Here is a 24843-nt window from a genome sequence, read left to right as displayed (position 1 = left end):
GGGACGAGGCGACCGGCCAGTTCTACCTGCACATCTTCTTCAAGGAGCAGCCCGACCTGAATTGGGAGAACGAGAAGGTTCGCGAGGACCTGTACTCCATGGTTCGCTGGTGGCTGGACAAGGGCGTTGACGGCTTCCGTCTGGACGCTATCAACATCATCTCCAAGCCCGAGGGCTTCCCGGATGATCCCTCCACCGACTTTGAGAAGCACACCTCCTCGATTCCGTTCGTCATCTCCAACGGCACCATGGTGCACCCGTGGATGAAGGAGCTCACCCGCGAGACCTTCAGCCGCTACGACGTGATGACCGTGGGCGAGACCAGCGCAACCAGCCCCGAGGACGCTAAGCTGTGGGCTGGCTACCACACCGGTGAGCTGAACATGATCTTCCACTTCGATCACATGGGCGTGGATAACGACCCGAACGGCTCCCTGGGCGGCAAGTGGTCCTACGCGCCGTACAAGCTGACCGAGCTCAAGCGCATCCTGAACGACTGGCAGACCACTCTGGAGGGTAACGCCTGGGGTTCGCTGTACTGGAACAACCACGACCAGCCGCGCGTGGTCTCCCGTTTCGGTAACGATTCGGATGAGTTCCGCACCCTGTCCGCTAAGCAGCTGGCGACCACCCTGCACTTCATGCAGGGCACCCCGTACATCTACCAGGGTGAAGAAATCGGCATGACCAACGTGAAGTTCGATTCGATTGAGGATTACCGCGATGGTGACTCGATTCGCTTCTACGAGGACATGCACGTTGACCACAAGCGTCTGAGCCACGAAGAGGCGATGCAGGCTATCTACATCAAGGGCCGCGACAACGCTCGTACCCCGGTTCAGTGGGATGCTTCCGCTAACGGTGGTTTCAGCCCCGAGGGTGTGACCCCGTGGATTGCTGTGAACCCGAACTACCCGGCGATTAACGCTGAGGCTGTTCTGGCTGATGAGGATTCGATCTTCTACCACTACCAGCACCTGGTCAACCTGCGCCGCGGCGAGCTGAAGGACCTGATGGTTTATGCGTCCTTCGCTCCGGTGGATTCGGTTCAGGTTCCGCACAACGAGGACGAGGCCGTGTACGCATACACCCGTACCGGTGGCGCTGACGGTTCCCCGGCGAACGAGTCTCTGCTGGTAATTTCGAACTTCACCGCTGAAGAGCAGGAGCGTGACTTCGCCCTGCTGAACGAGGCTCGTGAGGCTGGCGCTCGTGTTGAGCTGGTGAGCTCCAACTACAAGGACGATGCGGGTTCGACCCTGCGCCCCTACGAGGCGAAGGTGTACCACATCGTACGCTAAGCGCTGTAGCTCGTTGAGTGCTACCGCGTGCCGATAAGGTGAATAGACAGTAGAAGGAGGGTGAGGCTTATGCCCCCGCCCTCCTTTTGCTGTCTTTTTGTTGTCTTCTTGGTGATCCCGGCGTGCTTTCTTGGCTCTGTTTAGCTGGCGAATACGAGCTGCAGAATCGGTACGGCGAGCGCAATCATTCCCACGCTGACGACCGCCCCGGCGGCAATGACGGGGGCCGCGGTTCCTTCGTGCCGGTAGTGGGTTTCCAGAATGACGATGTTCGCGGCTGGCGGCAGGACCGCAAGGATGAAGAGCACCTGCGGATGCGCGAGCAGCTGGTCGAAGTGCACGCCCGCCGTATCGTGTGCCCAGCGGGCAAGCGCCAGCACGCCGACGCTGTAGACGCTCACGAGCCCGGCGCGTAGGAGAGCCCATCCGGCGGCGCGGGTCAGGTCGGCGCGGTGCAGTTTGGCGGCGCCGAGCCACATGCCCAGCACGATCATTCCGATAAAGCTGAAAACCCAGGTGAGCACCCGGTAGAAACCCGCCCCGTGCTGGCTCAGGATGGGCCCGGCGGGCAGGCAGAGCAGTCCCACCACCACGGCGATAACGGGCGGGCTGGTACGCAGACCCCGCAGTACGGTGCGGAGGGTTCCGCCACGGCTCCTAGCGGCTCGTGCATCCGGTGCGTTGCCCTCCCCTACCCCGGCCTCTGTCTTGGAACCACCGCGTAGCAGCGAGGTGCCCAGGATATTGCCCATGATGGAGTTGCCGATATACGCGCCAATGTACACGCGCACGGCTTCCTCGCCCCAGAATCCGGCAACCACAGGGATGCCGAAGAGTCCCGCGTTCAGGTAGACGAAGGCGAGCCGCTGCACCGGGTCGTTCGTGAAGAAGGCGGCGCAGCGTACTAGAAGCGCCATGAGCACCATGGTGGAGGCTGCCATGAAGAAGAGTTCGGGGCGGCTGGTGGCGACGATGTAAACGATGACGGTGGGGATAATCCAGCGGGTCAGCAGCGCGGAGGCGCTTTCTTTCAGACGGTTGCCCCAGTGCTCGGGTAGCAACATTGCGAGTCCGAAGCCTACCCCTAAGTAGAGGAGTGGGAGGATCATTCCCATGCTTGTTCCTTTCGCTGTTGCTGTGTCTGTGCCATTGTTTTACGGCTAAGGTCCCTGTCTAATAACCCTACACTGAACCTTCAGGTTGAGGTTTATTGATTTTTTGTTGTATTTTTCGAAATTTTCGCGTCATATTGCATCTTATTCGCTGATGCTCTCGTTTTTTATACGGTTCGCTTCTAATCTTGAAATATAGAGAGAATATATTTTCCACCACATTCTTTCGTTCTATCACAGACACTCATTTCTTACGAGATGAGGAACTAGGCTGTTTCTTCTCCCGTAAGGCTAAATATGCAGGAGCCCGCAATGCAACAACCGTATCAATCTCCCCCTCCCGAATCCGGTGGCGTCCCCCACCGCTCTGCAAAGAACCCCGCGGAGGCACAGGGGCAGCACGCCGGTGTGCATATTCCGTGGCGCTCTTCTGCGGCCCCCTCAGCAGTGAACGCTTCGACTGCAGTGGCTGAGCCTGTTGTTGCTTCTGCTGCGCCCGTAGCGTCTATGAGCGGTCCTGAACGTACGTTTAGGGTCCCGCACCCGGTGCTGAGTGCTATCTCGTGGCTGATTGCGGCTGCGAGCGCTGCGTGGCTTGTGATTCTGGGCGTCTCGTTGGCGTTGAATGTCGCCTCGGGTGTGAGTCACGATTCTGAGTTTATGATGCTAACCTACGGCGTGTACATGGCGTGCGCGTTTGGGTTCTGCTGTTTTGGCACGTTTTTTGCTCTGCATTTTGGGTTGGGGTCGAGCGCTCATTGGCGTGATTCGATTCGTCACCCGAACCACCCGCACTAAACCGTTTTATTTCTTGGTGTAGTTTTTTAGGGCATTTATTTGGAGTGCGTTTTTATTTAGACTCGCGGTTTAAATAAATAGACGATTTTTTATAAATTCAAAAAAATATCCGCCCAGAAATTTTCTACATGTTCTTACGCAAGAAGCCGCCCGGCGCATCCACAACAGGATGCACCGGGCGGCTCCTTCACAGGCTCCCAGCTACAAAGCTAGGTAGCCCAAAGCGGGATTACTCCCACTCAATGGTTCCCGGGGGCTTGGAGGTAACGTCCAGCACCACTCGGTTAACGTCCTTGACCTCGTTGGTAATACGGTTCGAGATCTTAGCCAGCAGGTCGTACGGCAGGCGCGACCAGTCAGCGGTCATTGCGTCTTCCGAAGAGACCGGGCGCAGAACAATCGGGTGGCCGTAAGTACGGCCGTCACCCTGAACGCCCACGGAACGAACGCCAGCCAGCAGAACCACGGGGCACTGCCAGATGTGCTCATCCTGACCTGCTGCGGTCAGCTCTTCACGCACGATAGCGTCAGCGGCACGCAGGGTCTCCAGGTTCTCGCGATTAACCTCGCCGACAATGCGGATGCCCAGGCCGGGGCCGGGGAACGGCTGACGTGCCACGATCTTCTCGGGAACGCCGAGCTCACGACCGATAGCGCGAACCTCGTCCTTGAACAGGGTGCGCAGCGGCTCAACCAGTTCGAAGGTCAGGTCGTCGGGGAGGCCGCCCACGTTGTGGTGGCTCTTAATGTTTGCGGTGCCGTCGCCACCGCCGGACTCGACAACGTCCGGGTACAGGGTGCCCTGGACCAGGAACTTGATGTCTGCGCCCTCTTCGCCCGCTTCGGCAATCAGCTTGCGCTGTGCCTCTTCGAAGGAGCGGATGAACTCGCGGCCGATAGCCTTACGCTTCGCCTCGGGCTCGGTGACGCCCTCGAGAGCGGAGAGGAAACGCTCCGACTCGTCGATGGTGATGACCTTGATACCCATGGAGGCTGCGTAGTCCTGCTCGACCTGTTCACGCTCGCCCTCACGGAGCAGACCGTGGTCAATGAAGAAGCAGGTGAGCTGGTCACCAACAGCCTTGTGCACGAGTGCTGCTGCCACGGAGGAGTCAACGCCGCCGGAGAGCGCGCAGATGACGCGGTCGCTACCGACCTGCTCGCGAATCTTAGCAACCTGCTCTTCGATGATGTTGTTGGTGGACCAGGTGGGCTTCAGACCTGCCACATTGTAGAGGAAGTTCTCCAGGGCGACCTGGCCGTAGTCGGAGTGCTTCACCTCGGGGTGCCACTGCACGCCGCCGAGCTTGCGGGACTCATCCACGAATGCTGCCACGGATGCGCCGGGGGTCGTTGCCAGCACCTCGAAGCCTTCGGGGGCTTCGGTCACGGAGTCACCGTGAGACATCCACACGTTCTGGGTGGTGGGGGTGCCGGTCAGGAAGGAGGAGTTCTCAGCGCAGATCACAGCGTCGGTTGCGCCGTATTCGCGCAGACCGGTCTGGGCGACGGTGCCGCCGAGGGTCTGGGCCATGACCTGGAAGCCGTAGCAGATACCGAAGATCGGCACGCCAGCTTCAAACAGGGCCTTGTCACCCTTGGGGGCGCCATCGGCGTAGACCGAGGAGGGGCCACCGGAGAGCACGATGGCTGCCGGGTTCTTGGCGAGCATCTTCTCAGTGCTCATGGAGTGGGGGACGATTTCGGAGTAGATGCCGGCCTCACGCACGCGACGAGCAATGAGCTGTGCGTACTGTGCACCGTAATCTACCACCAGGACGGGACGCTCTTCGAGCTGGTCCAGGTTCACAGAGTTGGTCACGAAAATTACCTCAACGTGTTGGTACTAATCCGCGCACTTGCGCGGGGATATATCTATTTTACGCTATCGCTGTACGCCGCCGACGGCACGTAGCCACTCCCCCATCCCGGGGTTCCGCTACATGCCCTAACGGGAGTAGAGCGTGCGTATAGAAAGCACCGCCCGGCGACCGGCAGGCCAAAACCTACCAACCGCCAAGCGGTGATTCATGAAGCTACATTAGCCACGGTATGCGGGAACCACAGTCAGGTCCGCCTTCTGGAACTTCTTCAGGTCCAGGTAACCGCAGTTAGCCATCGCACGCTTGAGCGCACCGACAATGTTGCTGGTGCCGTCCACGTGGTGCGAAGGGCCGTACAGGACCTCCTCCAGGGAGCCTACAACACCGAGCGGGGTGCGCACGCCGCGCGGGAAGTCCAGCGAGTGCGCCTCGTTACCCCAGTACAGGCCCTGGCCGGGAGCCTCGGATGCGCGAGCCAGCGGAGCGCCCAGCATGACAGCGTCAGCGCCCAGTGCGAGTGCCTTCACCATGTCGCCGGAGCGGCCCAGGGAGCCGTCAGCAATCACGTGCACGTAGCGGCCGCCGGACTCATCCAGGTAGTCCGAACGTGCTGCAGCCACATCAGCGATAGCGGTTGCCATCGGTGCAGAAATGCCCAGGCCCTGACGGGTGGTCTGTGCAGAACCGCCACCGAAGCCCACCAGTACGCCGGCTGCGCCGGTACGCATCAGGTGCTTAGCCTGCGAGTAGCCAGCCACGCCACCAACGATGACCGGAACGTCGAGCTCGTAGATGAACTTCTTCAGGTTCAGCGGCTCGTGCGAGGTCGAAATGTGCTCAGCGGAGACGGATGCGCCGCGGATGACGAACAGCTCAACGCCAGCCTTCACCACGGTCTCGTAGTGCTCCTGGGTGTTCTGCGGGCTCAGGGAGCCGGCAACAACCACGCCGGAGTCACGAATCTCTTCCAGGCGTGCAGTAATCAGTTCCGGCTTGATCGGCTCGGAGTAAATCTGCTGCATGCGGGTGGTTGCGGAGGCGGGGTCCGCCTCGGGCAGCTCAACAATCTCGTCGAGCAGCGGCTGCGGGTCCTCGTAGCGGGTCCACAGGCCCTCAAGGTTCAGCACGCCCAGGCCACCCAGCTTGCCCAGGGCAATAGCGGTCGCCGGGGACATGACCGAGTCCATGGGCGCACCAATGATGGGGGTGTCGAACTTGAAGGCGTCAATCTGCCAGGAGGTATCGACATCGCGGCGGTCGCGGGTACGGCGGGTGGGAATGAGCGCCACATCGTCCAGGGAGTAGGTGGGGCGGGCGTTCTTGGAGAGGCCAATCTGAATTTCAGACATGGGGTGAATCCTTTCGAATTCGGTTTGAGGGGTGCCGCTGGGCGTTATTCGCGCCGATGCCCGCCCCGATACCCGAGCGGGTATGAGGCGGGCTCAACGGCGCATGGCGTGCACGCCATGCGGGGAATCATCGTTGGTGATGCGTATTAGGCGCGGTAGTTCGGTGCCTCAACGGTCATCATGATGTCGTGCGGGTGCGATTCCTTCAGACCTGCGGGGGTGATGCGCACGAACTGACCCTTGTACTTGAGCTCCTCGATGGTGCGGGAACCGACGTAGAACATGGTCTGGCGCAGGCCACCTTCGAGCTGGTGAATCACTGCGGAGAGCGGGCCGCGGAAGGGAACCTGACCCTCAATACCCTCGGGAATCAGCTTCTCTTCGCTGGAGACGTCAGCCTGGAAGTAGCGGTCCTTGGAGAAGGACTTGTGGCGGCCGCGGGTCTGCATTGCGCCGAGCGAACCCATGCCGCGGTATGCCTTGTACTGCTTACCGTTCATGAAGATCAGCTCACCGGGAGACTCGGTGGTACCAGCCAGCAGGGAGCCGAGCATCACGGAGTCAGCGCCGGCAACCAGTGCCTTGCCGATCTCGCCGGAGTGCTGCATACCGCCGTCAGCGATCAGCGGCACACCTGCCGGGATTGCTGCCTTAGCGGACTCGTTGATAGCGGTCACCTGGGGAACACCAACACCGGCGATAATGCGGGTGGTGCAGATGGAGCCGGGGCCAACGCCGACCTTCACGCCGTCAGCGCCGGCGTCGATGATTGCCTGTGCACCCAGGCGGGTTGCAGCCTGGCCACCGATGACGTCCACGTGTGCTGCGGCGGGGTCCTTCTTCAGGCGGGCAATCATGTCGAGCACGCCCTGGGAGTGGCCGTTTGCGGTGTCCACGAACAGTGCGTCAACGCCTGCCTCGACCAGGGTCATTGCACGCTCGTAGCCGTCACCGAAGAAGCCGATAGCGGCGCCGGCACGCAGGCGGCCGTCCTCGTCCTTGGTGGCCTTGGGGTACTGCTCAGTCTTGACGAAGTCCTTGAGGGTAATCAGACCGGCGAGCTTGCCTGCGTCGTCGATCAGGGGCAGACGCTCAATCTTGTTGTTGGACAGCAGTGCGAATGCTTCGTCCTTGGTGACGCTGGGGTGCGCGGTGACCAGCGGCATGGGGGTCATGATGTCGCGGACGCGAATGCCCTCGTAGTCGGAGCGGGAGATGTAGCGGATATCGCGGTTGGTGATAATACCTTCCAGCACGCCCTCTTCGCTGACGACGGGCAGACCGGAGACCCTGTAGTAGCCGCAGACCTCGTCGTATTCGGCGATGGTTGCGTCAGCACCGATGGTGACGGGGTTAATGATCATGCCGGACTCGGAGCGCTTAACGCGGTCCACGTGTGCAGCCTGGTCCTCGATGGAGAGGTTGCGGTGGATAACGCCCATACCGCCCAGACGTGCCATAGCGATTGCCATAGCGGAGTCGGTCACGGTGTCCATTGCGGCGGAAATGATGGGGGTGTTCAGGGTGATGCGCTTGGACAGGCGGGTGGAGGTGTCCGCATCGGAGGGGATGACGTCGGTGTTGCCGGGCAGCAGCAGCACGTCATCGTAGGTCAGGCCGGTGAAGCCGAAGGGATCCTCGGACAGAGCGGTGGGAATGGTCATTGTCTACCTTTCGGATGCTGGCTTCATCGGTGAGAAGCTCAGCCTATACGTTGCGTATGTCAAGATGCGGTACGACCCGTCTGCTCGCACCCCACAAGGTGGTTTGAGCGCAAACGGGAACAGCTTACCTTCTATAGTAAACCGCTAAAGGTTTCTTTGCTGAGAAGCACTCATAGTAAGCGCCCCCCAGCGGGAGGCTGTCGGCAGGTTCTAACGTCCCCACGAACGCGAGCGCATCCGAGCCTACCGACAGCGAGTGCCCGGTACCGCCTCCATGGTGGAGGGGGCGGCACCGGGCACACACACTATTTAGTCTTCTTCAGTTTCTTCGGGCTTCTCAACCACCAGGGTCTCAGTGGTCAGCACCAGAGCCGCGATGGAGGATGCGTTCTGCAGAGCCGAACGGGTCACCTTCACCGGGTCAATCACACCGGCTTCGATGAGGTCCACGTACTCGCCGGTCTTGGCGTTGAAGCCGTGACCCACGGGCAGTTCGGAGACCTTGGAGACGATGACGTAGCCGTCTTCGCCAGCGTTCTCAGCGATCCAGCGCAGCGGCTGAACCAGGGCGCGGCGAACGATCTGTACACCCACGTTTGCGTCGTGGTTGCCCAGGTCCATGCCGTCCAGTGCCTTCAGCGCGTGAACCAGTGCGGAGCCGCCACCGGAGACGATGCCCTCTTCCAGGGCCGCACGGGTGGAGGACACAGCGTCCTCGATGCGGTGCTTGCGTTCCTTCGCCTCAACCTCGGTTGCGGCGCCGACCTTGATGACGCCCACGCCGCCGGCGAGCTTAGCCAGGCGCTCCTTGAGCTTCTCGCGGTCCCATTCGGAATCCACGCGCTCAATTTCGCGGCGCAGCTGCTGCACGCGGTCCTCGATTGCCTCGGGGTCGCCGCCGCCGTCCACGATGGTGGTGTGGGACTTGGTGACGGTCACGCGGCGTGCCGAGCCCAGGTGCTCCAGGGTGACCTGCGGCAGGTCAATGCCGAGCTCGCCGGTCACGACGGTACCGCCGGTCAGAATTGCCAGGTCCTGCATGATTGCCTTGCGGCGGTCACCGAAACCGGGAGCCTTCAGAGCGACCACGTTGATGGTGCCGCGTAGCTTGTTCACGACCAGTGCGGAGAGCGCCTCACCGTCAACGTCTTCTGCGATGATGGTCAGCGGCTTCTTCGCCTGAACGATCTTCTCGAGCACGGGCATGATTTCTGCGATGGTGGAAATCTTGCCCTGGTAGAGCAGCACGAGGCTGTTCTTCAGCACTGCTTCGCCGCGCTCAGCGTCGGTGACGAAGGAGGGCGAGAGGTAGCCCTTGTCGAACTGCATACCTTCGGTGATGTCCAGTTCGATTTCGGTGGAGGAGCCGTCTTCGATGGTGATGACGCCGTCCTGGCCGACCTTCTCGAAGGCGCGAGCCAGCAGCTCACCAATCTGCTCGGACTGGGCGGAGATAGCGGCAACGTGCGCCACCTCGGGGCCCTGCACGGGGCGTGCATTCTCGAGCAGGCGTGCGGAGACAGCCTCCACAGCAGCCTCAATGCCGCGCTTGACGTCGGCGGGTGCCGCGCCGCTGGTGACGTTGCGCAGACCCTCGTTGACCAGTGCCTGTGCGAGCACGGTTGCGGTGGTGGTGCCGTCACCGGCTACGTCGTTGGTCTTGGTGGCGACTTCCTTCGCCAGCTGGGCACCCAGGTTTTCGTACGGATCATCCAGTTCAATTTCACGGGCGATGGACACGCCGTCATTGGTGATGACGGGTGCACCCCACTGCTTGTCGAGCACAACGTTGCGCCCGCGCGGGCCGAGGGTTACCTTGACCGCGTTTGCCAGCTTATCGACGCCAGCCTGCAGGGACTTGCGGGCGGCATCGTTGAATTCAAGCTGCTTAGCCATGTGTTCGCTACTCCTAGTGCGTCACAGAAAGGAAAATTTGAGGGGCAGATGATAGCTCATGCGCCGTACCGGATGAGCGGTACGGCGCATGAGCATCTGAAAGTATTAGTCGACGATTGCCAGAACGTCGCGTGCGGAGAGAATCAGGTACTCTTCGCCCTGGTACTTGACCTCGGTGCCACCGTAGCGGGAGAACACGACAACGTCGCCTTCCTTGATGTCTACGGGAATGCGGTTACCCTTCTCATCCACGCGGCCCGGGCCAACGGCGACAACGCGTGCTTCCTGCGGCTTTTCCTTCGCAGTTTCGGGGATGACCAGACCGGATGCGGTGGTCTGCTCAGCCTGCTCGATCTTGATAACGACGCGGTCTTCCAGGGGCTTGATAGCCATAATCGGTTCCTCCGGGTTGTGGATTTACGTTCGATGCGAGACAGCGGCGCAGTGGCGCGCCCGATGACTGTCTCGAGTGCTACCTCAACTCTAGTTTCACCTGTGCTTTCGGTCAAGAAAAGCACCCCTCTGCCGGGGTGTTTCACCGCAAGGCGAACGCTGAGCAAAAAGCTGGGCAAATCGGGCTCCTCACCTCTCAAAACCGGCACCCCGTAAAATGAGGAGCATGCCTATTCCCGCATCCCCTTTTACTCCCGCCGCCGAGCTTCCGTTCAGCGCCGAAGCGCTCGCGGCAGCCGATGAGCTCTACCCGCTGGGTTCGGATACGCTTAGCGCCGTTACTTCTTTGCGTTCGCGAGGTTTTAGCCCCGAGGAGTCTGCACAGATTATTTCGCTGGCGCAGGCTCGTACCCGTGCGCGCGCCAAGTTCGGCGAGCGCGCCCGCACGCTTATGCTGACTCAGGAGGCTGCAGAGCAGGCAACCCGCCCGGTGATTGCGCACTATCGCGCTCAGCGCCTGCACCCGGTTGCCGGCACTGTGGCTGATTTGGGTTGCGGTATTGCGTCGGATTCTGCCGTGTATGCGGCGGAGCGCGGTGCCGTGGTTGCGGTGGAGTTGGACCCGTTGACGGCTTCTTTTGCGGCGAAGAACCTTGAGTTTTGCCCGCAGGCCCACGTGTATTCGGGGGATGTGACCGATTATGTGCACGGTGAACTTCTGGACGCTTCCGGTGAGCCGGTGAGCATTGTGTGGATGGACCCGGCACGCCGCGAGTTGCGGGGTACGAAGACGGCTCAGACGGAGCGTCTTTTTGATCCGGAGGCGTTCTCTCCCCCGTTCTCGTTCGTGCTGAATCTGGCTCGTACGGGCGTGCCGATGGGCGTGAAATTGGGGCCCGGTTTTCCGCATGAGGGCATCCCTTCACCCGAAGATATTGCATCGGAGGTGAACCCCAACCCGCGCGTTGAGGCGGAATGGATCCAGTCGGAGGGTTCGCTTGCCGAGTTGGTGCTCTGGTTTAACGCGCTGGCTCAGGAGGGGGTGGCTCGCACGGCAACCTCTGTGTATGAAACCCCTGCGCGCGAGCTGCCTGTGCAAGAGGCTACCTCTAATGAAGGCACCGCCGAAACCAGTGCCCTGCTGCCGCCTTACGAGGCGGTGAGCTTCCGCAGCCCCTTAACGGCGGAAGAGGCGCAGCAGAGCGTTGAAGTTCCGACGTCCTTGCCGCAGCCGAGTGAATACCTGTTGGAGCCCGCCCCGGCGATTGTGCGCTCGCATCTGGTCGCTGAGTTTGCGCAGAGTATTGGCGCGCATCTGTTGGATGAGCATCTGGCGTATCTGTGTTCTGCCGAGCCGGTGGAGCATCCGCTGGTTGCCTGCTACGAGGTGTTGGAGGAGATTCCCCTGCAGGAGAAGCAGCTGAAGCGTTGGGTGCGCGAGCAGGGCTTTACGGCACTGACGATTAAGAAGCGTGGCGTGGATATTGTTCCGGAGCAATTGCGTGCGCGCCTGCTGGGTTCTGCGGGTTCTAAGCCTTCCAAGAAGAAACAGAAAAAGAACGCTAATTCTTCTTCTGATGCGCAGGAGTCATCGTACCGTCCGGCAACGCTGGTCTTTACCCGCATCGGTTCGGGTAGGGATTCACGCCGCGTCGGCTGGCATGTGCGCCCGCTCTAGCCTCGCCAGCCCCGGCTGCTCACCCCTAACTGCCCAGCACTGACGCCCCAGACCCGACTGCCCAGCCCCGAGGACGGGTTACCGTTCGTGACGATTCATGACGTTTCCGTTCCGGATTCTGCCCCCGACAGGGCACCGGGCACCGCAAGACCGTACACTAGATACGGTACCCGATAAAGATACGGTGCCTGATTAAAGATACGCGGCCTAGTAGAGGCACTCCCCCAAGGAGCCGGCTCTCACCGGCTAGCGCACAGCCGGGTAGAGCCCACCGATAATAACTTCCATAGTCGGCACCATGCACGACCCTATTTCCAGACGCAGGAAAGGCAATATGATCGACTTTGCTACCTCCCCGCAGTCCACTCTCGGCGTGGAATGGGAGATTGCGCTCATCGACCGTGAAAGCGGCGCACTGACCCAGCGCGCCAGCGAGGTGCTATCCATCCTGCGCGAGCGCCGCCCCGAACTGCTCGATCCCGCCTCCGACCGGGCGCACGTGACCGGCGAATTCCTGGAGAACACCCTCGAGGTGGTGACCGGCATCTGCCGCACCGTCGCTGAGGCGTGCCGTCAGCTGCAGGATTTGGCGGATACCCTGCGTGACATCACCGATGGGCTCGGCATTGAGTTCTACCCCGCCGGCACTCACCCCTTCTCCCATTGGGCTGACCAGCCGGTCGTGGCGAAGGAACGCTACCAGCGTGTGGTCGAGCGCGCCCAGTATTGGGGCCGCCACATGGTCATTTACGGTGTGCACGTGCACGTGGGCATTGACTCCCGCAATAAGGTTCTGCCGCTCATTGACGCGCTGACCAACTACGGTCCGCATCTGCTGGCGCTTTCGTGTTCTTCCCCCTACTGGGACGGAATCGATACCGGTTACGCTTCGCACCGCACCCAGCTCTACCAGCAGCTGCCCACGAACGGTCTGCCCTTCCACTTTGATACCTGGGAGCAGTACAGCGACTACCTGGAGTCACTCGTGGCAACCGACGTGATTACCGACCCGAGCGAGGACCGTTGGGATGTTCGCCCGGTTCCGCGTTACGGCACCATCGAGATGCGCTATTGCGATGGCCTCGCTTCCCTGCCGGATGTTGCGGCGATCGTGGCGTTCACGCAGTGCCTGGTGGAGTACTTCTCCCGCCGTATTGAGGCGGGTGAAAGCATTGAGGTGCTCGCCCCCTGGCACGCGCAGGAGAATAAGTGGCGCGTTGCCCGCTACGGCCTGGAGGCTAAGATCGTGGTCTCCAACGAGCCGGCACAGCGTACTCTGCGTGAAGATTTTGAGCTGCTTCTGCCCAAGCTGGAGCCGGTGGCACGCGACCTTGACTGCGAGCTGGAGCTGGCGCAGGTACGCCGCATCCTCGCCGAGGGTACGGGTGCGGATCGTCAGCGTGCGGTCTTTGAGAAGACCGGCTCTCTGCGTGATGTGGCGCTGGATGTCGCCGCTCAGTCCCGTGCGCGAGCGCTGCGTTAGAATTCCCCCGCAACTCAAACTTGAATATAGAAAATGCCTCGGCGCAGTCCTTTAGGAGAGTCCTTTTGGGAAACTGCGCCGAGGCATTTCTGTAGGTATTCTTCGAGGCGAGCCGCATTAACGCGCTCGCATTACCCTTTAGAAACAAACGGTGGTCACCGGCAGCGAGGAATCCGTCGTGAAGTCCACACCCGAGGGCTCACGACCGGCAGCGACCAGGCGGGCACCCAGCGCCGCAACCATCGCGCCGTTATCGGTGCACAGGGTGAACTTCGGGATAATCAGGCGCACCCCCTCGGAGGCGCATCGGGCGGCAAGCAGCTCACGCAGACGCGAGTTAGCCGCCACGCCACCGCCGAGCAGCAGGGTCTTCATGCCCTGCTCGCGGCAGGCAAGCATCGCCTTCTTGGTGATGACGTCCACGACCGCCTCCTGGAAAGACGCGGCGATATCGGCAACCGGTACCTCTTCACCGGCCGCTTCAAAGCTTTCAATCACGCGCGCCACGGCGGTCTTCAGGCCGGAGAAGGAGAAATCGTAGCGGTGCGCACCGGGCTCCTCGGCGGTGCCCATAAACTTGCGGTTCGACAGGCCGCGCGGGAACACGAAGGCGTTGCGGTTACCCTCGGCGGCGGCGCGATCAATCGCGGGGCCACCCGGGTAATCCAGACCCAGCAGTCGGGCGACCTTGTCGTAGGCCTCGCCTGCGGCATCGTCGAGGGTCGCGCCGAGCAGACGCACATCGGAGGTAATGTCGCGCACCTGCAGGATTTCGGTATGACCGCCAGAGACCAGCAGCGCACCCAGACCACCGGAACCGGCATTCGCCAGCAGGTCGGAGCCGTCTTCGGTGCCGTTATCCTCCAGCAGGCCAACGCCAACGTGGGCGACCAGGTGGTTAATGCCGTAGAGGGGCTTGCCGGTGGCAATAGCGAGTGCCTTCGCCGCGGAGACACCGACCATGAGTGCGCCCGCCAGGCCGGGGCCAGCGGTGACGGCGATAGCGTCCACCTGATCGAGGGTGATGTCCGCTTCGGCGAGTGCCGCCTTGAGGGCGGGGATCATGGCGTCCAGGTGAGCGCGGGAGGCGATTTCGGGGATCACGCCGCCGAAGCGCACGTGCTCTTCCATGGAGGAGGAGATGGTGTTGCTGAGCAGCTGTGCACCGCGCACAATGCCGATACCGGTCTCATCGCAGGAGGATTCGATGCCCAGAACGAGGGGTTCGCGAGTGCTCATAGTCTATCTTTCTGTTGCGCTGTCTGCGCGTAGTGCTTCTAGTTGCAGTGAGGTAAGGATGCCGTGGTGTAGGGATACCGCGTCGTAGAGGGCGAGTGTAGAGGGCGGCGGATGCTCGCCCCTATCGCGGGGATTGCCGTTTAGCCCAACAAAGTATTTAGAACGTACATTCCATAATGATGGCGTCGGTTCCATCATCGTAGTAGCCGCGGCGTACATGAATCGCACGGTAGCCGTTGCGTTCGTAGAGGCGCTGGGCGCGCGGGTTGTCGGCACGCACCTCCAGCAGGATGCGCTCGGCACCCTGCTCGCGGGCACGCTCGTGCATCTGCTCAAGCATGGCGCGACCGAAGCCGTGGCCCTCGTACTCGGGGAGCACGCCGATGGTTTGAACGTCGGCGGTGTCGGCTACGACCATGGTTCCGCAGTAACCGATAGCGCGCCAGCCGCCCTCGTCGCTTTCCGGGTTCTCCACCGGTAGCTCGAGCATGTAGTAGGTGCGGGTCGGGTGGGTCAGCTCTTCGAGGAACATGTCGATGTGCCAGGCGTCGGCGGGGAACAAGGTGGTTTCCATGCAGTGCATGGCCTGCACGTCGGCAAGTTCGGCAACGCGCAGTCGGGCGCCCAGTGCCAGGTTACTCAGCGCCAGGTTATTCAGTGCCAGGTCGTCTCGCACGATATTGTCGGTAGCGCTCATTTAGCTCTCCTTCTGCGCGGCAGCCTGTGCGGCCTGCGCGGCCTGCTTCTGCTGGCGGGCGAGCATTGCGGCGGGGACCTTTGCGTCTGAGTCGCGCAGGTACTGGGCGGAGGTGTCCTCGCTCAGGTTCTCTACGCCCAGGCGTGCCGCGGCGGCAACTAGGTACTCGGCGTGCGGGTGAACCTCGCGGGCAGAATCAACGATGGTCCAGCCGTGCTCTTCGAGGGCCTCGGTGTACAGGCCAGCACCGTAACCGTAGGCGTAGGAGGGGCCCCCACCGGGCAGAATTTCGGAGGCGGGGCATACGTTCGGGCCGTCCACCAGGCTGTAGCCTTCGGCGTTCACGCAGTAGCGGGCGGAGTAGACTTCGCGGCGGCGCGCGTCGGAGAGTACGAGCAGTTCAGCACCTTCAGCAGAGGCGAACGCTCGTTCTACGTTCTCCTCCCCGGCGACCACGCCAGACACAGCACGCTCAGCCAGCGCGGTCAGGCTCATCATGCCGTACACCGGCACCGACCAGGCAAAACCCAGAGCGCGCGCAGTAACGATACCGGCACGCAGACCCGTAAAAGGTCCCGGGCCGGTACCGGTCAGAATCGCATCCAAATCTTCGCCGCGCACGCCAGCGTCCTGCAGGGCCGCCTGCGCGTAGGGGCCCATCACCTCGGCGTGGGAGCGGGTATCTTCACTCTCGTAGCGGGCGAGGATTTCGAAGGACGCACCGGCTTCGGAGCCGTGCACACGGGCGAGCGCCACAGATGCGGTGGCGGATGAATCAAGGGCAAGTACTAGCACCCTATCATTCTAACGCGCGGGCTCTAGGCGCTCTGCAGGGCCTCTTTCAGTGCCTCAAAAGCGTGCTCCCAGCGGGGGCCGAAGGCACGCACCCGCAGCAGGCGAGGTTCGGGGGTGTCCGCATCCTCGTCGCTTTCGTCCTCGTCTTCATCGTCCCAGCTGAACTCTTCGGCGCCCGAGTAGGCGAAGCGCGCATCCGCGCCGGTCAGGCGGGTGAAGTCCAGCTCCAGGCGGGAATCGCTCAGGTGCTCAGCCTTATCGCGGCCCCACTCGATGACGGTCACCGAGCGCGGCAGGGAGAACTCCAGATCCAGGTCGTCGAGCTCTTCGGCGCTGGAGAGGCGGTAGGCGTCCACGTGCACCAGGTCGGGGCCGCCGGGTCGGGGGCCGTCCGGCAGGTTCGGGTGCACGCGCGAAAGCACGAAGGTCGGTGAGATAACGCCCTCGCGCACGCCCAGGCCTTCACCCAGGGAGCGGGTGAACGTGGTCTTGCCCGCGCCGAGCTCACCCGAGAGCAACAGTACATCCCCGGCGTTTAGGTGCTGCGCCAGGGTGAGCGCCAGGCGGCGCGTATGATCGGGGCCGGTCACATCCAGGTCGAGGGCGGCAGAAATGTATTCAGCGCTCATTAGCCCTCCTGTTCCTCGCCGGTGCCCCACAGCTCGTTCAGTTCAGCTTCAACCCAGGAGCCGCCAACGTAGAGGCGCTCCACGCGGGGAGAAATGCGGGTCACGATTTCGTAGTTAATGGTCTGCGCGGCTTCCGCCCATTCTTCCACGGGCGGGTTCTCGCCAGCGCCAAAAAGGATGGCGGGCGCGCCCAGGTACCCCAGGGCGGGATCGCTCAGGCCGGGTTCGCCCAGGTCAACGACCATCTGGTCCATGGCGACGCGGCCAACCACGCGGTAGGTCGTACCCTCCGCGTTATTAGGCACGGAGCCGTTCTCCACGTTCTGCGCGCCCGGGTAGATGCGCACCGGCGCGTTCTCCGCAATGCGCGGCACACCGTCAGCGTAGCCGAGCGGCACAAGCGCCAGGGTGGTTGCCTTGGGAGTGTGGTAGCGCAGCCCGTAGGAAACACCCTGACCTGCAGGAACTTCCTTCACGGCGGCAATGTAGCTGCCCACCGTCATGACGGGCTTTAGGCCCAGGTCCTCAGCGGTCACCCCCGGCAGCGGGGAAAGACCGTACAGAGCAAGGCCGCAACGCACACCGTCACCGAGCAGACGCTCCTCCGTATCCCAACCCTCCAGGGAGGCGGTCAGGGTCGCCGGCGAGTTCGCCAGGTGCACAATCTTCGGGTCCAGGCCAGCCTCACGAGCCTGAGCCACAAAAGTATCCAAAGTATCGACCTGCTGCGCAGTCTCGGCGCGGGTCGGCTCATCCGCAACCGCCAGGTGGCTAAAAATACCCTCAACCGTAATCAGACCGGCATCCTCCAGGGAAGCGGCGCGAGCCACCAGCGCAGGCCAATCCGCCGCGGTGGCACCGTTACGGCCCAGACCGGTATCAGCCTTCAGATGCACGATAGCGCGCTCGCCGGTGCATTCAGCGGCGGCGGCAACCGCCTCCAGGTCCCAACCGGAAACACCCAGACGAATCTTCTCCTGCAGTGCAGCCTCAAAATCGGTGGAGGGGGTGTGCAGCCACGCCATGAGCGGCGCATCAATACCGTCAGCACGCAGTTCCAGCGCCTCGTTCACGTGCACCACACCCAGCAGGTCAGCGCCGGCTGCAATAGCCGAACGTGCCACCGGGTACGCGCCGTGACCGTACGCATCCGCCTTAATCACTGCAATGAGCACGCGGTCGCCAATGAGTTCCTTGAGTCGGCGCACATTATGTTCCAGCGCGTCAAGATCAATCGTGGCGCTACGTTCCACCTGGCCGGGAGCGCAGGGCGGGCAGTAAAGCGGTTCGGCAGGCTGCTGAGGGTGAGTCATGGTCCTTCGTTTCTGACGGGCGGGTACTACAGGCTGTACTTGAGCAGCCTCTCTTCTACTAAATTCTAGACCTCCCGCTGTGCGAAAGTCCTGTCGCGCTACACTAGGTCAGGTACCCCTTTAGAGAGGAAAGCATCGATGAGCACTCTGCCGCCGGTTCGGACGGTTCACGTGTATTCCATGCACACCGACCCTTTTGCGCAGCCCGGTAGCGGAGATGCAGGCGGCATGAACGTCTATATTGCCCGGTCGGTGCATGCCATGCTGGAGCTCGATCCCGAGCTGCGGGTTGAGGTTTTCACGCTGGACCGCGGTGAGGCGCTTCCGGCTGATTCGCCGTTCCGTCAGCCTCCTCAGCCCGGTGAGCGCCTTGTGCGCCACAGCCTTGATCTTCCGTCCGCTCGTGGTCTTTCGAAGAACGAGTTGGCTACGGTCACCGATGATTTTGCGCAGGCGTGTGTGGAGCAGGCACTGTACACCCCGGATATTATTCACGCCCACTATTGGCTATCTGGTCAGGCTGCGGCTCGCGCATCCCAACTGTGGCCGGCTCAGGGCGCTGGCTTCCCGATCCCCGTTCTTTTCACTCCGCATACGACGGCTGCCGCCAAGGATGCGCGCCGCGGCGAAGGTGAAGCACCCGAACCTGAGGAACGCTACCGCGCCGAGCGTCTGATGAGTAGCTCCGCGAGCCGGGTGATTGTGAATACTCCCCTGGAGGCGCAGCAGATGGGCGAGTATTACGGTACGGACGCGCAGAAGCTCGCCATTATCCCGCCGGGTGTTGACACCTCAATTTTCCATACGATTCCTGGCGTGCATCCGCTCAATGACACCTCGGAAACCCGTTCCCGCATTGTTTTTGCCGGCAGGCCTCAGCCGTTGAAGGGTCCGCATCTGCTGGTGGAAGCGCTCGCGCTGCTTCCCGATGATTTGCAGGTGGACGTGGATATTATTGGTCGTTCCGATTCGGATTATGAGCGCCGCCTCCTGGAGCGCGCGGAGCAGCTGGGCGTGGCAGATCGGGTGCATTTGAAGGATCCGGTTCCTGCGTCTGAGCTGGCTGATATTTTCCGTGCCGCCGACATTGTGGCGTCCCCGTCGTCGTCTGAGACGTTCGGGTTGGTAGCTCTGGAGGCGCAGGCATGCGGCGCGGCGGTGCTCGCTACGGATGCTGACGGTCTGCGCTATGCGGTGGAGAACCACCGTACGGGTCTGCTGGTGGCGCCTCGTACTCCGCAGCGTTGGGCTGCGGCTATTGAGCGTCTGGTGCGTGCCCCGTATCTGCGTCATTCGTTGGGTGCGAACGCCGCGGCGCGTGCCCGCACGATGGGTTGGGAGCAGACGGCGCGCCGAACCCTTGAAGCTTATGCCGAGGTACGTCAGGGTATCTCGCAGTAATGTATTTTTCACGTTGTGAGGAGTTTTAATGTCTTTCTCGATGAGCCGCGATGAGTTCGCCGCGTACCTGGATTCTGTGCGTATTACCGGCGAGGTGGCAACCGCCCGAGAGAATAACCTGGACCACATTCAGGGTTTCCTGGATGGTAATGAGCACCTTGAGTTTGGTGTGCAGTGGACCCGCGAGTGGGATTACGATTCGGTGTTTGAGGTGATGGTCCGCCGCGCGGGCCTGAACCCGGACCGTTCGCATACTCACGGCCAGGACACTATTGGTGCTGAGCAGTGCATCAGCGCGCTGGAGGAGTACGCCCGTATCTTCGGTGAGGCGGTGCGTGCGGGTTCTCGTATTCTATTTGCGACAGGTCACCCGGCGGGCCTGTTCCCCATCTATGCGGTGATGGCTGCGGCTGCGAAGGCTGCCGGTGCTGAGGTTCTCCAGATTGAGGAGGGTGAGCGCTTCCTGGACGGCGATGTCCGCCAGATTATGGATGTCGTGATGTTTGAGCAGTACGGTAATCTGCAGCATACGCATTTCCCCGGCCCGATGCGCATCGCACTGGATCAGTTGAAGGCGCGCGGTGTGACTCCGGATCTGGTGGTTTCGGATCACGGTATGGCTGGTTATGCTTCCTCGACCTGTAAGTTGCTGACGATTGGTATTGCGGATTGTAATGATCCGGGTCTGTTTGTGGCGGCTGAGCAGGGGGACCTGCCGGTGTGCGTGCCGATGGACGATAACGTTCCGCCGCGTCGTTATGAGCCGATGATTGATTTCATTTTGGATCGTGCGGGGCTTGAGCGTCCTTAATGTCTCTTTTACACCGTGTGTGTAGGGTTTGTTATTGAGCCTCCGGGGGTTGTCGTTTTATGTGCCGGTTATTGTTTTTTCTGCAGGTGTGTGAAACAGTCTGGTGTTTTTAGGAGTTTCTTAGCTCCACTAGGCATTCTTCTCGGGGGCTCTTATTCTCTTCTTTTTCTGTGATTGATTTCATCACACCGGAGCGACTTTGCCTCTTCATTCTTCGAGACGGAAGACCCCCGACCCCGTAGAATAGTTTACGGAACACGTTTATGCGCTCTGTGGGCTCATATAACGCTCCACTAGGCGTCTTACCAGCGCCTTTGCCGTAGTCTCTGCCATTATTTTCACTCAGTAAGATTAAGGGTTCACTCATTCATCAGGACAAAGACTAGGACACGATTCCCTATTCACCGATAATTAGGGGTAAATGTGCCTATTCGCCGCTCTCAGTCCACGACACAGGACAAATTTCCGGGGAAGATTACACCGTTGAAAGTACAAGATCGTCTTAAAAAAATGTGGGGTTCAGACTTCGTCGTCAAGCGAAGCTGGCATCCCAAGGTTCAGCGTGCCCTTTACTTTGGCGATTTTCTCGCCATTGCTATTGCGGTTGTCGCTGCGCATCTGATTCGTTTCGGGTGGGAGAATGCTGACCTGCCCTATGTGAACGTTTGGCCTATTAACGCCCTGGATGGCCGTATTCCCGCTATTGATTACATCTTCCTGGGCGTTGGTATGGTTGTCGGCTGGTGGTTTATCCTCCAGGTGAACGGCTCCCGCAGCCTGCGCATCATGGGGTTCGGCACTGAGGAGTACCGCCTCATTACTCGCGGTACTACTTACTTTTTCTGCCTGCTGATTATTGTGGCGTTCTTCCTTAAGGTTGACGTCACCCGTATGTACCTGCTGATTGCTTACCCGCTGGGTCTGTTCCTTCTGCTCGTTGAGCGTTGGCTGATTCGTCAGGGTCTGGTGCGTTCGCGTACTCGCGGTCGTGCGTTGACTCGCGTCATGATTATTTCTGATGTGACGACCGGTCAGCACCTGTACAAGAACCTGAAGGATGTGGTTGCTTCCGGCCTGTCCCCCGCTGCGTTCTACCTGCCCGGTTTCACCCCGGGTACTACTGTTGCTGGCGCTCCGATTCCGGTCCTTGGTTACAGCACTTCTCCGGCTGACATTATGGAGGCCATCCGCGAGAACGATATTCACATGGTCGCGGTTACGAATGGTCACCACTTGAGCCCGGATCAGGTTCGTCTGCTGGGTTGGAAGCTTGCTGACGCGCATATTTCACTGATTATGGCTCCTGCGACGACCGATATTGCTGGTCCGCGTATGCACATGCAGCCGCTGAATGGTCTGCCGCTGGTGCACGTGTCGACGCCGCGTATTACCGGTCTGTCGGCGTTCTTCAAGCGCGCTGTGGATGTTGTGTCTTCGGGTCTGGGTTTGATTCTGCTGTCTCCGCTGTTCCTGGTGGTGGCGCTGCTGGTCAAGCGTGATGGCGGTCCGGTCTTCTTCCTGCAGAACCGTGTGGGTCTGAACGGTGAAATGTTCAAGATGGTGAAGTTCCGTTCGATGCGTACTGACGCCGAAGAGGTTAAGAAGCGCCTCCTGGAGCAGAACGAGGGTAATGGTGTGCTCTTCAAGATGAAGGACGACCCGCGTATTACCCCCATCGGCAAGTTCATCCGTAAGTACTCGATTGATGAGTTGCCTCAGCTGTGGAACGTGTTCATTGGCGATATGTCGCTGGTGGGTCCGCGTCCTCCGCTGGTTGAGGAAGTTGAGCAGTACGAGGACATTGCGTACCGCCGTCTGCTGGTGAAGCCCGGTATTACCGGTCTGTGGCAGGTTTCTGGCCGTAGTGATCTCTCCTGGGAAGAGTCGGTTCGTCTGGATCTCTACTATGTTGAGAACTGGTCGCTTACCGGTGACCTCATTATTCTTCTGCGTACTGTCCGTGCGGTTTTCGCTAAGGAAGGCGCGTACTAAGAAGAGTCGGGGTTTCTCCCGCTGGTGCGTATACCGTTTTTGAAGAGGCTGTCCCGGCACAGGCAGCTTGGCATCATCCATTGATATAAACGCACAGAAGGGGCGTGAATCCATTTCCGGTGGATTCACGCCCCTTCCTTTGTGCCTTCTGCCTGGTTCATTGAGAGACGCTCTAGAATCTCTGGAGGGCGTTAGGCTGGAGGCGGCGTACTGGGCGCCTCTGCCCTATTCGGCGATGAGTCGCGCAATGACTTCGGGGAGCATCTCCGCGACGCGGGTTGCGGGTGCCGGGCCGGGCAGAGCATCCTTGACGCTTCCGGTGGCGCTGGCACGTGCTGCTTCACCGTGCAGGTAGACTGCGAGCGCGCCGATGGAGGCGAAGGTGCAGCCTTCTAGGGCTTCTCCGCGGGCGTCGAAGGCGGCTACGGTTTGGGCAAGCAGGGCGCCGTAGATGCCGGTGAGGGTGTCGCCGCTGCCTGCGGTGGCGAGCCAGGGGCTTCCTCCGGCAACGCTGTAGGTGGCGCCGTTGGGTGCCGCAATGAGCGTGTAGCCGCCCTTGAGCATGACAGTGGCGCCGGAAAGTTCGGAGGCGGCGCGCACCCAGCGGAAGGGTTCTGCGTCGATATCCTTGCGGCTGGGTACGATGGCGTCGCCCAGGTGCTTCTTCCAAGTTTCGGGGGCGAGCTCGTGCACGATACGCAGGAAGCGTTCGAGCTCTGCGGCGTGCGGGGTGAGGATTTTGTGGGAGCCGAGGTGCTTACCGGTTGCCAGGTATTCTGCCGCCAGGTCGCAGGCGCCCGCGTCGAGGATGGCGGGTTCGGGCGAGTGGAGCAGGTAGCGGTTCTTGTCCAGCGAGTCGTGGCTGGATCCGGAGCCGCCGGCCCAGACGGTGACCCTCTGCAGGGCGGGGGCGCCACTGAAGTAGACGGTTTCGGGGTTGTGGGCAATCATGAGCTGGCGTAGCTCGTGGGAGTTGGCACCGAAGCGAACCATACCAACGCCGGTGTTGAGGGCAGCACGCACACTCATGAGGGCTGCGCCGGGGTATTCGAGGCTTCCAGTGAGCATGCCGAGTACGCCGCGAGTGTACTTGTGGGAGTGCTCGTCGGGGATTTCGATGAGTTCGCGGTAGTCTTCGCGGTCGAGAACACGCAGGGCGGGCTTGTGGGCGTCGAGGGCTTCGGGCACGCCCAGGTCGTAGAGTTTGATGTCTCCGGAGTGGACGCTGTGGCTGGTGCCTGCCGGCAGCTTGTGACCGATGAAGGTGACGGTGCGGTCGGCACGCAGGGAGGGTTCGTGCACGGTTCCGCGGTTGTTGTCGACTCCGGAGGGGGTGTCGACGGCGAGGACTGCGCCGAGCTTACCGTCGAGCTGCGCGGCGCGGAGTACGCCAAGGTATTCACCGGCGCTACCGCGTACGGCGCCGCTGGAGCCGGTACCCAGGATGCCGTCAATGGTCAGGTCGTAGCCTGCAAGCTGTTCGAGGGTATGTTCGGGGTCGAGCACGCGGGTGCCTTCGCCGCCTTCGCGGGCGATGAGTTCGAGGTTCTTTTCGCTGGAGTCGAAGATGACTGCATCAACGCGGTGTCCATTGGCGCTGAGGCGGGCGCCGGCGTAGATGGTGTCTGCACCGTTGTTGCCCGGGCCGATGAGTAGCAGGATTTTTGCTGTGTCTTTGCCGTGGAGTAGCTCCTGTGCTTCGGCTGCGACGGCGTCTGCGGCGCGTTGCATGAGGTAGCCGTCGTAGTCGGCGGCTTCGATGTAGGGCTTTTCTGCTTCGCGTACCTGGGAAGCAGTGTAGATGAGCTTCATTGCTGTCCTCCTTGGGTGGCACCGTGCGGGCCTTAGGGGTCACCGGGTGTGGTGTTGATGTGGCTCTGCGTTAATCGTCGGTGGCGTTAGTTTTCGTCGATAGTATCGTCGCCGGCGATGACGCTGAGTCGGTAGCTTTCGGGGTTGAACTTTTGCAGGTGTGCCAGTTCTGCGTCGCTGAGGTATTCGGCGGTTGCAATGGCGATGGCCATGGGTTCGTCGTGGGTCAGCGACAGGTGGATACGGTTGATGCCGAGTTCTTTGGCTCGGCGGGCGATGGTGCCCTGAATGATGAGGTAGGGCTGGCCGCTTTCGGCGGTGGCTACTTCGCAGTCTTGCCAGTTGAGTCCGGCGGGTGCTCCGAGTACTTTTGCGACGGCTTCTTTGGCGGCAAATCGTACGGCTTGGGAGCGTACGTTCCGGGTGCGTTCGTTGGGGGTGAAGACGCGGCGGACGAAGGCTGGTGTTTCGGTGACAATTCGTTCGAATCGTTCGATGTTGACGGTATCTACGCCGATTCCCATGATCATGAGCTTCACCTTCTGCGCTAGGGGTGGTGCCGCGTCCTGTTTGCGGTTTCTCTTGTTTTAAGTCTAGCGAGATTCGTTTCTTTTAGATGGGATAGCGGCAAATATGACGCATAGTTGATATCTGTTT

The 24843-nt window shown here is 61.1% G+C and carries 20 protein-coding genes; 7 read left to right on the top strand and 13 right to left on the bottom strand.

Going from position 1 to position 24843, the window contains the following annotated elements:
- The coding region (locus HMPREF2710_RS01125; protein ID WP_070599072.1) for an alpha-amylase family glycosyl hydrolase at positions 1 to 1301 on the top strand (1301 nt) is incomplete at its 5' end.
- A 140-nt stretch (positions 1302 to 1441) separates the two neighbouring features.
- Here the strand turns inward: HMPREF2710_RS01125 and HMPREF2710_RS01120 are convergent.
- Positions 1442 to 2416: an AEC family transporter gene (locus tag HMPREF2710_RS01120; RefSeq protein WP_070599069.1), complete on the bottom strand. Its 975-nt coding sequence runs from the start codon at positions 2414 to 2416 to the stop codon at positions 1442 to 1444.
- 294 nt (positions 2417 to 2710) lie between these two features.
- Here HMPREF2710_RS01120 and HMPREF2710_RS01115 point away from each other — a divergent pair, with 294 nt between their 5' ends.
- Positions 2711 to 3211 carry a hypothetical protein gene (locus tag HMPREF2710_RS01115; protein WP_070599065.1) on the top strand — a complete coding sequence of 167 codons (501 nt, stop codon included), beginning with the start codon at positions 2711 to 2713 and terminating at the stop codon, positions 3209 to 3211.
- Between the two features lie 229 nt (positions 3212 to 3440).
- On the opposite strand, the gene guaA is transcribed toward HMPREF2710_RS01115, so the two are convergent.
- The 5 genes from guaA to groES form a co-directional block, all read right to left on the bottom strand.
- Positions 3441 to 5033 carry a glutamine-hydrolyzing GMP synthase gene (gene guaA / locus HMPREF2710_RS01110; protein ID WP_012903093.1) on the bottom strand — a complete coding sequence of 531 codons (1593 nt, stop codon included), beginning with the start codon at positions 5031 to 5033 and terminating at the stop codon, positions 3441 to 3443.
- Positions 5034 to 5252: 219 nt separating this feature from the next.
- Positions 5253 to 6383, bottom strand: coding sequence for a GuaB3 family IMP dehydrogenase-related protein (locus HMPREF2710_RS01105; protein ID WP_049346421.1), 1131 nt, complete (start codon positions 6381 to 6383; stop codon positions 5253 to 5255).
- 146 nt (positions 6384 to 6529) lie between these two features.
- The gene (guaB, locus tag HMPREF2710_RS01100) at positions 6530 to 8047 is read right to left on the bottom strand and encodes an IMP dehydrogenase (protein WP_049346422.1); all 1518 of its coding nucleotides are present in this window, start codon (positions 8045 to 8047) and stop codon (positions 6530 to 6532) included.
- A 309-nt stretch (positions 8048 to 8356) separates the two neighbouring features.
- On the bottom strand, positions 8357 to 9943 hold the full coding sequence (gene groL / locus HMPREF2710_RS01095; protein WP_070599062.1) for a chaperonin GroEL: 1587 nt from the start codon (positions 9941 to 9943) through the stop codon (positions 8357 to 8359).
- Positions 9944 to 10048: 105 nt separating this feature from the next.
- The gene (groES, locus tag HMPREF2710_RS01090) at positions 10049 to 10336 is read right to left on the bottom strand and encodes a co-chaperone GroES (protein WP_005505066.1); all 288 of its coding nucleotides are present in this window, start codon (positions 10334 to 10336) and stop codon (positions 10049 to 10051) included.
- A gap of 226 nt (positions 10337 to 10562) precedes the next feature.
- Between groES and HMPREF2710_RS01085 the strand changes: the two genes are divergently transcribed.
- The gene (locus HMPREF2710_RS01085; protein ID WP_246824508.1) at positions 10563 to 12014 is read left to right on the top strand and encodes a class I SAM-dependent methyltransferase; all 1452 of its coding nucleotides are present in this window, start codon (positions 10563 to 10565) and stop codon (positions 12012 to 12014) included.
- Positions 12015 to 12348: 334 nt separating this feature from the next.
- Positions 12349 to 13497 carry a glutamate--cysteine ligase gene (locus tag HMPREF2710_RS01080; RefSeq protein ID WP_070599057.1) on the top strand — a complete coding sequence of 383 codons (1149 nt, stop codon included), beginning with the start codon at positions 12349 to 12351 and terminating at the stop codon, positions 13495 to 13497.
- A gap of 138 nt (positions 13498 to 13635) precedes the next feature.
- Here HMPREF2710_RS01080 and tsaD read toward each other — a convergent pair whose 3' ends face one another.
- From tsaD to alr, 5 genes are all read right to left on the bottom strand, one after another.
- The gene (gene tsaD, locus HMPREF2710_RS01075) at positions 13636 to 14736 is read right to left on the bottom strand and encodes a tRNA (adenosine(37)-N6)-threonylcarbamoyltransferase complex transferase subunit TsaD (protein WP_005508428.1); all 1101 of its coding nucleotides are present in this window, start codon (positions 14734 to 14736) and stop codon (positions 13636 to 13638) included.
- 157 nt (positions 14737 to 14893) lie between these two features.
- On the bottom strand, positions 14894 to 15433 hold the full coding sequence (gene rimI, locus HMPREF2710_RS01070; RefSeq protein WP_070599056.1) for a ribosomal protein S18-alanine N-acetyltransferase: 540 nt from the start codon (positions 15431 to 15433) through the stop codon (positions 14894 to 14896).
- On the bottom strand, positions 15434 to 16228 hold the full coding sequence (gene tsaB / locus HMPREF2710_RS01065; protein ID WP_070599054.1) for a tRNA (adenosine(37)-N6)-threonylcarbamoyltransferase complex dimerization subunit type 1 TsaB: 795 nt from the start codon (positions 16226 to 16228) through the stop codon (positions 15434 to 15436).
- Positions 16229 to 16251: 23 nt separating this feature from the next.
- Entirely contained in the window at positions 16252 to 16857 is a 606-nt protein-coding gene (gene tsaE, locus HMPREF2710_RS01060) for a tRNA (adenosine(37)-N6)-threonylcarbamoyltransferase complex ATPase subunit type 1 TsaE (protein ID WP_070599052.1), read from the bottom strand.
- Positions 16857 to 18170 carry an alanine racemase gene (gene alr / locus HMPREF2710_RS01055; RefSeq protein WP_070599049.1) on the bottom strand — a complete coding sequence of 438 codons (1314 nt, stop codon included), beginning with the start codon at positions 18168 to 18170 and terminating at the stop codon, positions 16857 to 16859. The genes tsaE and alr overlap by 1 nt, the downstream gene beginning before the upstream one ends.
- A gap of 138 nt (positions 18171 to 18308) precedes the next feature.
- Here alr and HMPREF2710_RS01050 point away from each other — a divergent pair, with 138 nt between their 5' ends.
- The 3 genes from HMPREF2710_RS01050 (at position 18309) to HMPREF2710_RS01040 (ending at position 22374) form a co-directional block, all read left to right on the top strand.
- Positions 18309 to 19571 (top strand): glycosyltransferase, encoded by a 1263-nt coding sequence (locus tag HMPREF2710_RS01050; RefSeq protein WP_070599046.1) that lies wholly within the window; start codon positions 18309 to 18311, stop codon positions 19569 to 19571.
- Positions 19572 to 19599: 28 nt separating this feature from the next.
- A complete protein-coding gene (locus HMPREF2710_RS01045; RefSeq protein WP_049338094.1) occupies positions 19600 to 20382 on the top strand; it encodes a phosphatase in 783 nt (260 codons plus the stop codon).
- A 510-nt stretch (positions 20383 to 20892) separates the two neighbouring features.
- Positions 20893 to 22374 carry a sugar transferase gene (locus HMPREF2710_RS01040; RefSeq protein WP_044150222.1) on the top strand — a complete coding sequence of 494 codons (1482 nt, stop codon included), beginning with the start codon at positions 20893 to 20895 and terminating at the stop codon, positions 22372 to 22374.
- Between the two features lie 225 nt (positions 22375 to 22599).
- On the opposite strand, the gene HMPREF2710_RS01035 is transcribed toward HMPREF2710_RS01040, so the two are convergent.
- Complete coding sequence (locus HMPREF2710_RS01035; protein WP_070599043.1) at positions 22600 to 24186, bottom strand: bifunctional ADP-dependent NAD(P)H-hydrate dehydratase/NAD(P)H-hydrate epimerase; 1587 nt, start codon at positions 24184 to 24186, stop codon at positions 22600 to 22602.
- Between the two features lie 86 nt (positions 24187 to 24272).
- The gene (locus tag HMPREF2710_RS01030; RefSeq protein ID WP_049356365.1) at positions 24273 to 24716 is read right to left on the bottom strand and encodes a holo-ACP synthase; all 444 of its coding nucleotides are present in this window, start codon (positions 24714 to 24716) and stop codon (positions 24273 to 24275) included.
- Positions 24717 to 24843 lie beyond the last annotated feature (127 nt).

The organism is Rothia sp. HMSC069D01 (assembly GCF_001810135.1).
Taxonomy (GTDB): domain Bacteria; phylum Actinomycetota; class Actinomycetes; order Actinomycetales; family Micrococcaceae; genus Rothia.
Note: the sequence above shows the minus strand (reverse complement) of the source record. Positions and strands in the feature narration are given on the sequence as shown.

Excerpts from the sequence above, each read along its gene's own strand:
- tsaD (WP_005508428.1), bottom strand. The coding sequence starts at position 14,736 with ATGAGCACTCGCGAACCCCTCGTTCTGGGCATCGAATCCTCCTGCGAT.
- HMPREF2710_RS01030 (WP_049356365.1), bottom strand. The coding sequence starts at position 24,716 with ATGATCATGGGAATCGGCGTAGATACCGTCAACATCGAACGATTCGAA.
- alr (WP_070599049.1), bottom strand. The coding sequence starts at position 18,170 with ATGACTCACCCTCAGCAGCCTGCCGAACCGCTTTACTGCCCGCCCTGC.
- HMPREF2710_RS01080 (WP_070599057.1), top strand. The coding sequence starts at position 12,349 with ATGATCGACTTTGCTACCTCCCCGCAGTCCACTCTCGGCGTGGAATGG.
- HMPREF2710_RS01040 (WP_044150222.1), top strand. The coding sequence starts at position 20,893 with ATGTGGGGTTCAGACTTCGTCGTCAAGCGAAGCTGGCATCCCAAGGTT.
- HMPREF2710_RS01115 (WP_070599065.1), top strand. The coding sequence starts at position 2,711 with ATGCAGGAGCCCGCAATGCAACAACCGTATCAATCTCCCCCTCCCGAA.
- rimI (WP_070599056.1), bottom strand. The coding sequence starts at position 15,433 with ATGAGCGCTACCGACAATATCGTGCGAGACGACCTGGCACTGAATAAC.
- HMPREF2710_RS01120 (WP_070599069.1), bottom strand. The coding sequence starts at position 2,416 with ATGGGAATGATCCTCCCACTCCTCTACTTAGGGGTAGGCTTCGGACTC.
- groL (WP_070599062.1), bottom strand. The coding sequence starts at position 9,943 with ATGGCTAAGCAGCTTGAATTCAACGATGCCGCCCGCAAGTCCCTGCAG.
- HMPREF2710_RS01085 (WP_246824508.1), top strand. The coding sequence starts at position 10,563 with ATGCCTATTCCCGCATCCCCTTTTACTCCCGCCGCCGAGCTTCCGTTC.
- HMPREF2710_RS01050 (WP_070599046.1), top strand. The coding sequence starts at position 18,309 with ATGAGCACTCTGCCGCCGGTTCGGACGGTTCACGTGTATTCCATGCAC.
- guaB (WP_049346422.1), bottom strand. The coding sequence starts at position 8,047 with ATGACCATTCCCACCGCTCTGTCCGAGGATCCCTTCGGCTTCACCGGC.
- HMPREF2710_RS01105 (WP_049346421.1), bottom strand. The coding sequence starts at position 6,383 with ATGTCTGAAATTCAGATTGGCCTCTCCAAGAACGCCCGCCCCACCTAC.
- tsaE (WP_070599052.1), bottom strand. The coding sequence starts at position 16,857 with ATGAGCGCTGAATACATTTCTGCCGCCCTCGACCTGGATGTGACCGGC.
- HMPREF2710_RS01035 (WP_070599043.1), bottom strand. The coding sequence starts at position 24,186 with ATGAAGCTCATCTACACTGCTTCCCAGGTACGCGAAGCAGAAAAGCCC.
- HMPREF2710_RS01045 (WP_049338094.1), top strand. The coding sequence starts at position 19,600 with ATGTCTTTCTCGATGAGCCGCGATGAGTTCGCCGCGTACCTGGATTCT.
- groES (WP_005505066.1), bottom strand. The coding sequence starts at position 10,336 with ATGGCTATCAAGCCCCTGGAAGACCGCGTCGTTATCAAGATCGAGCAG.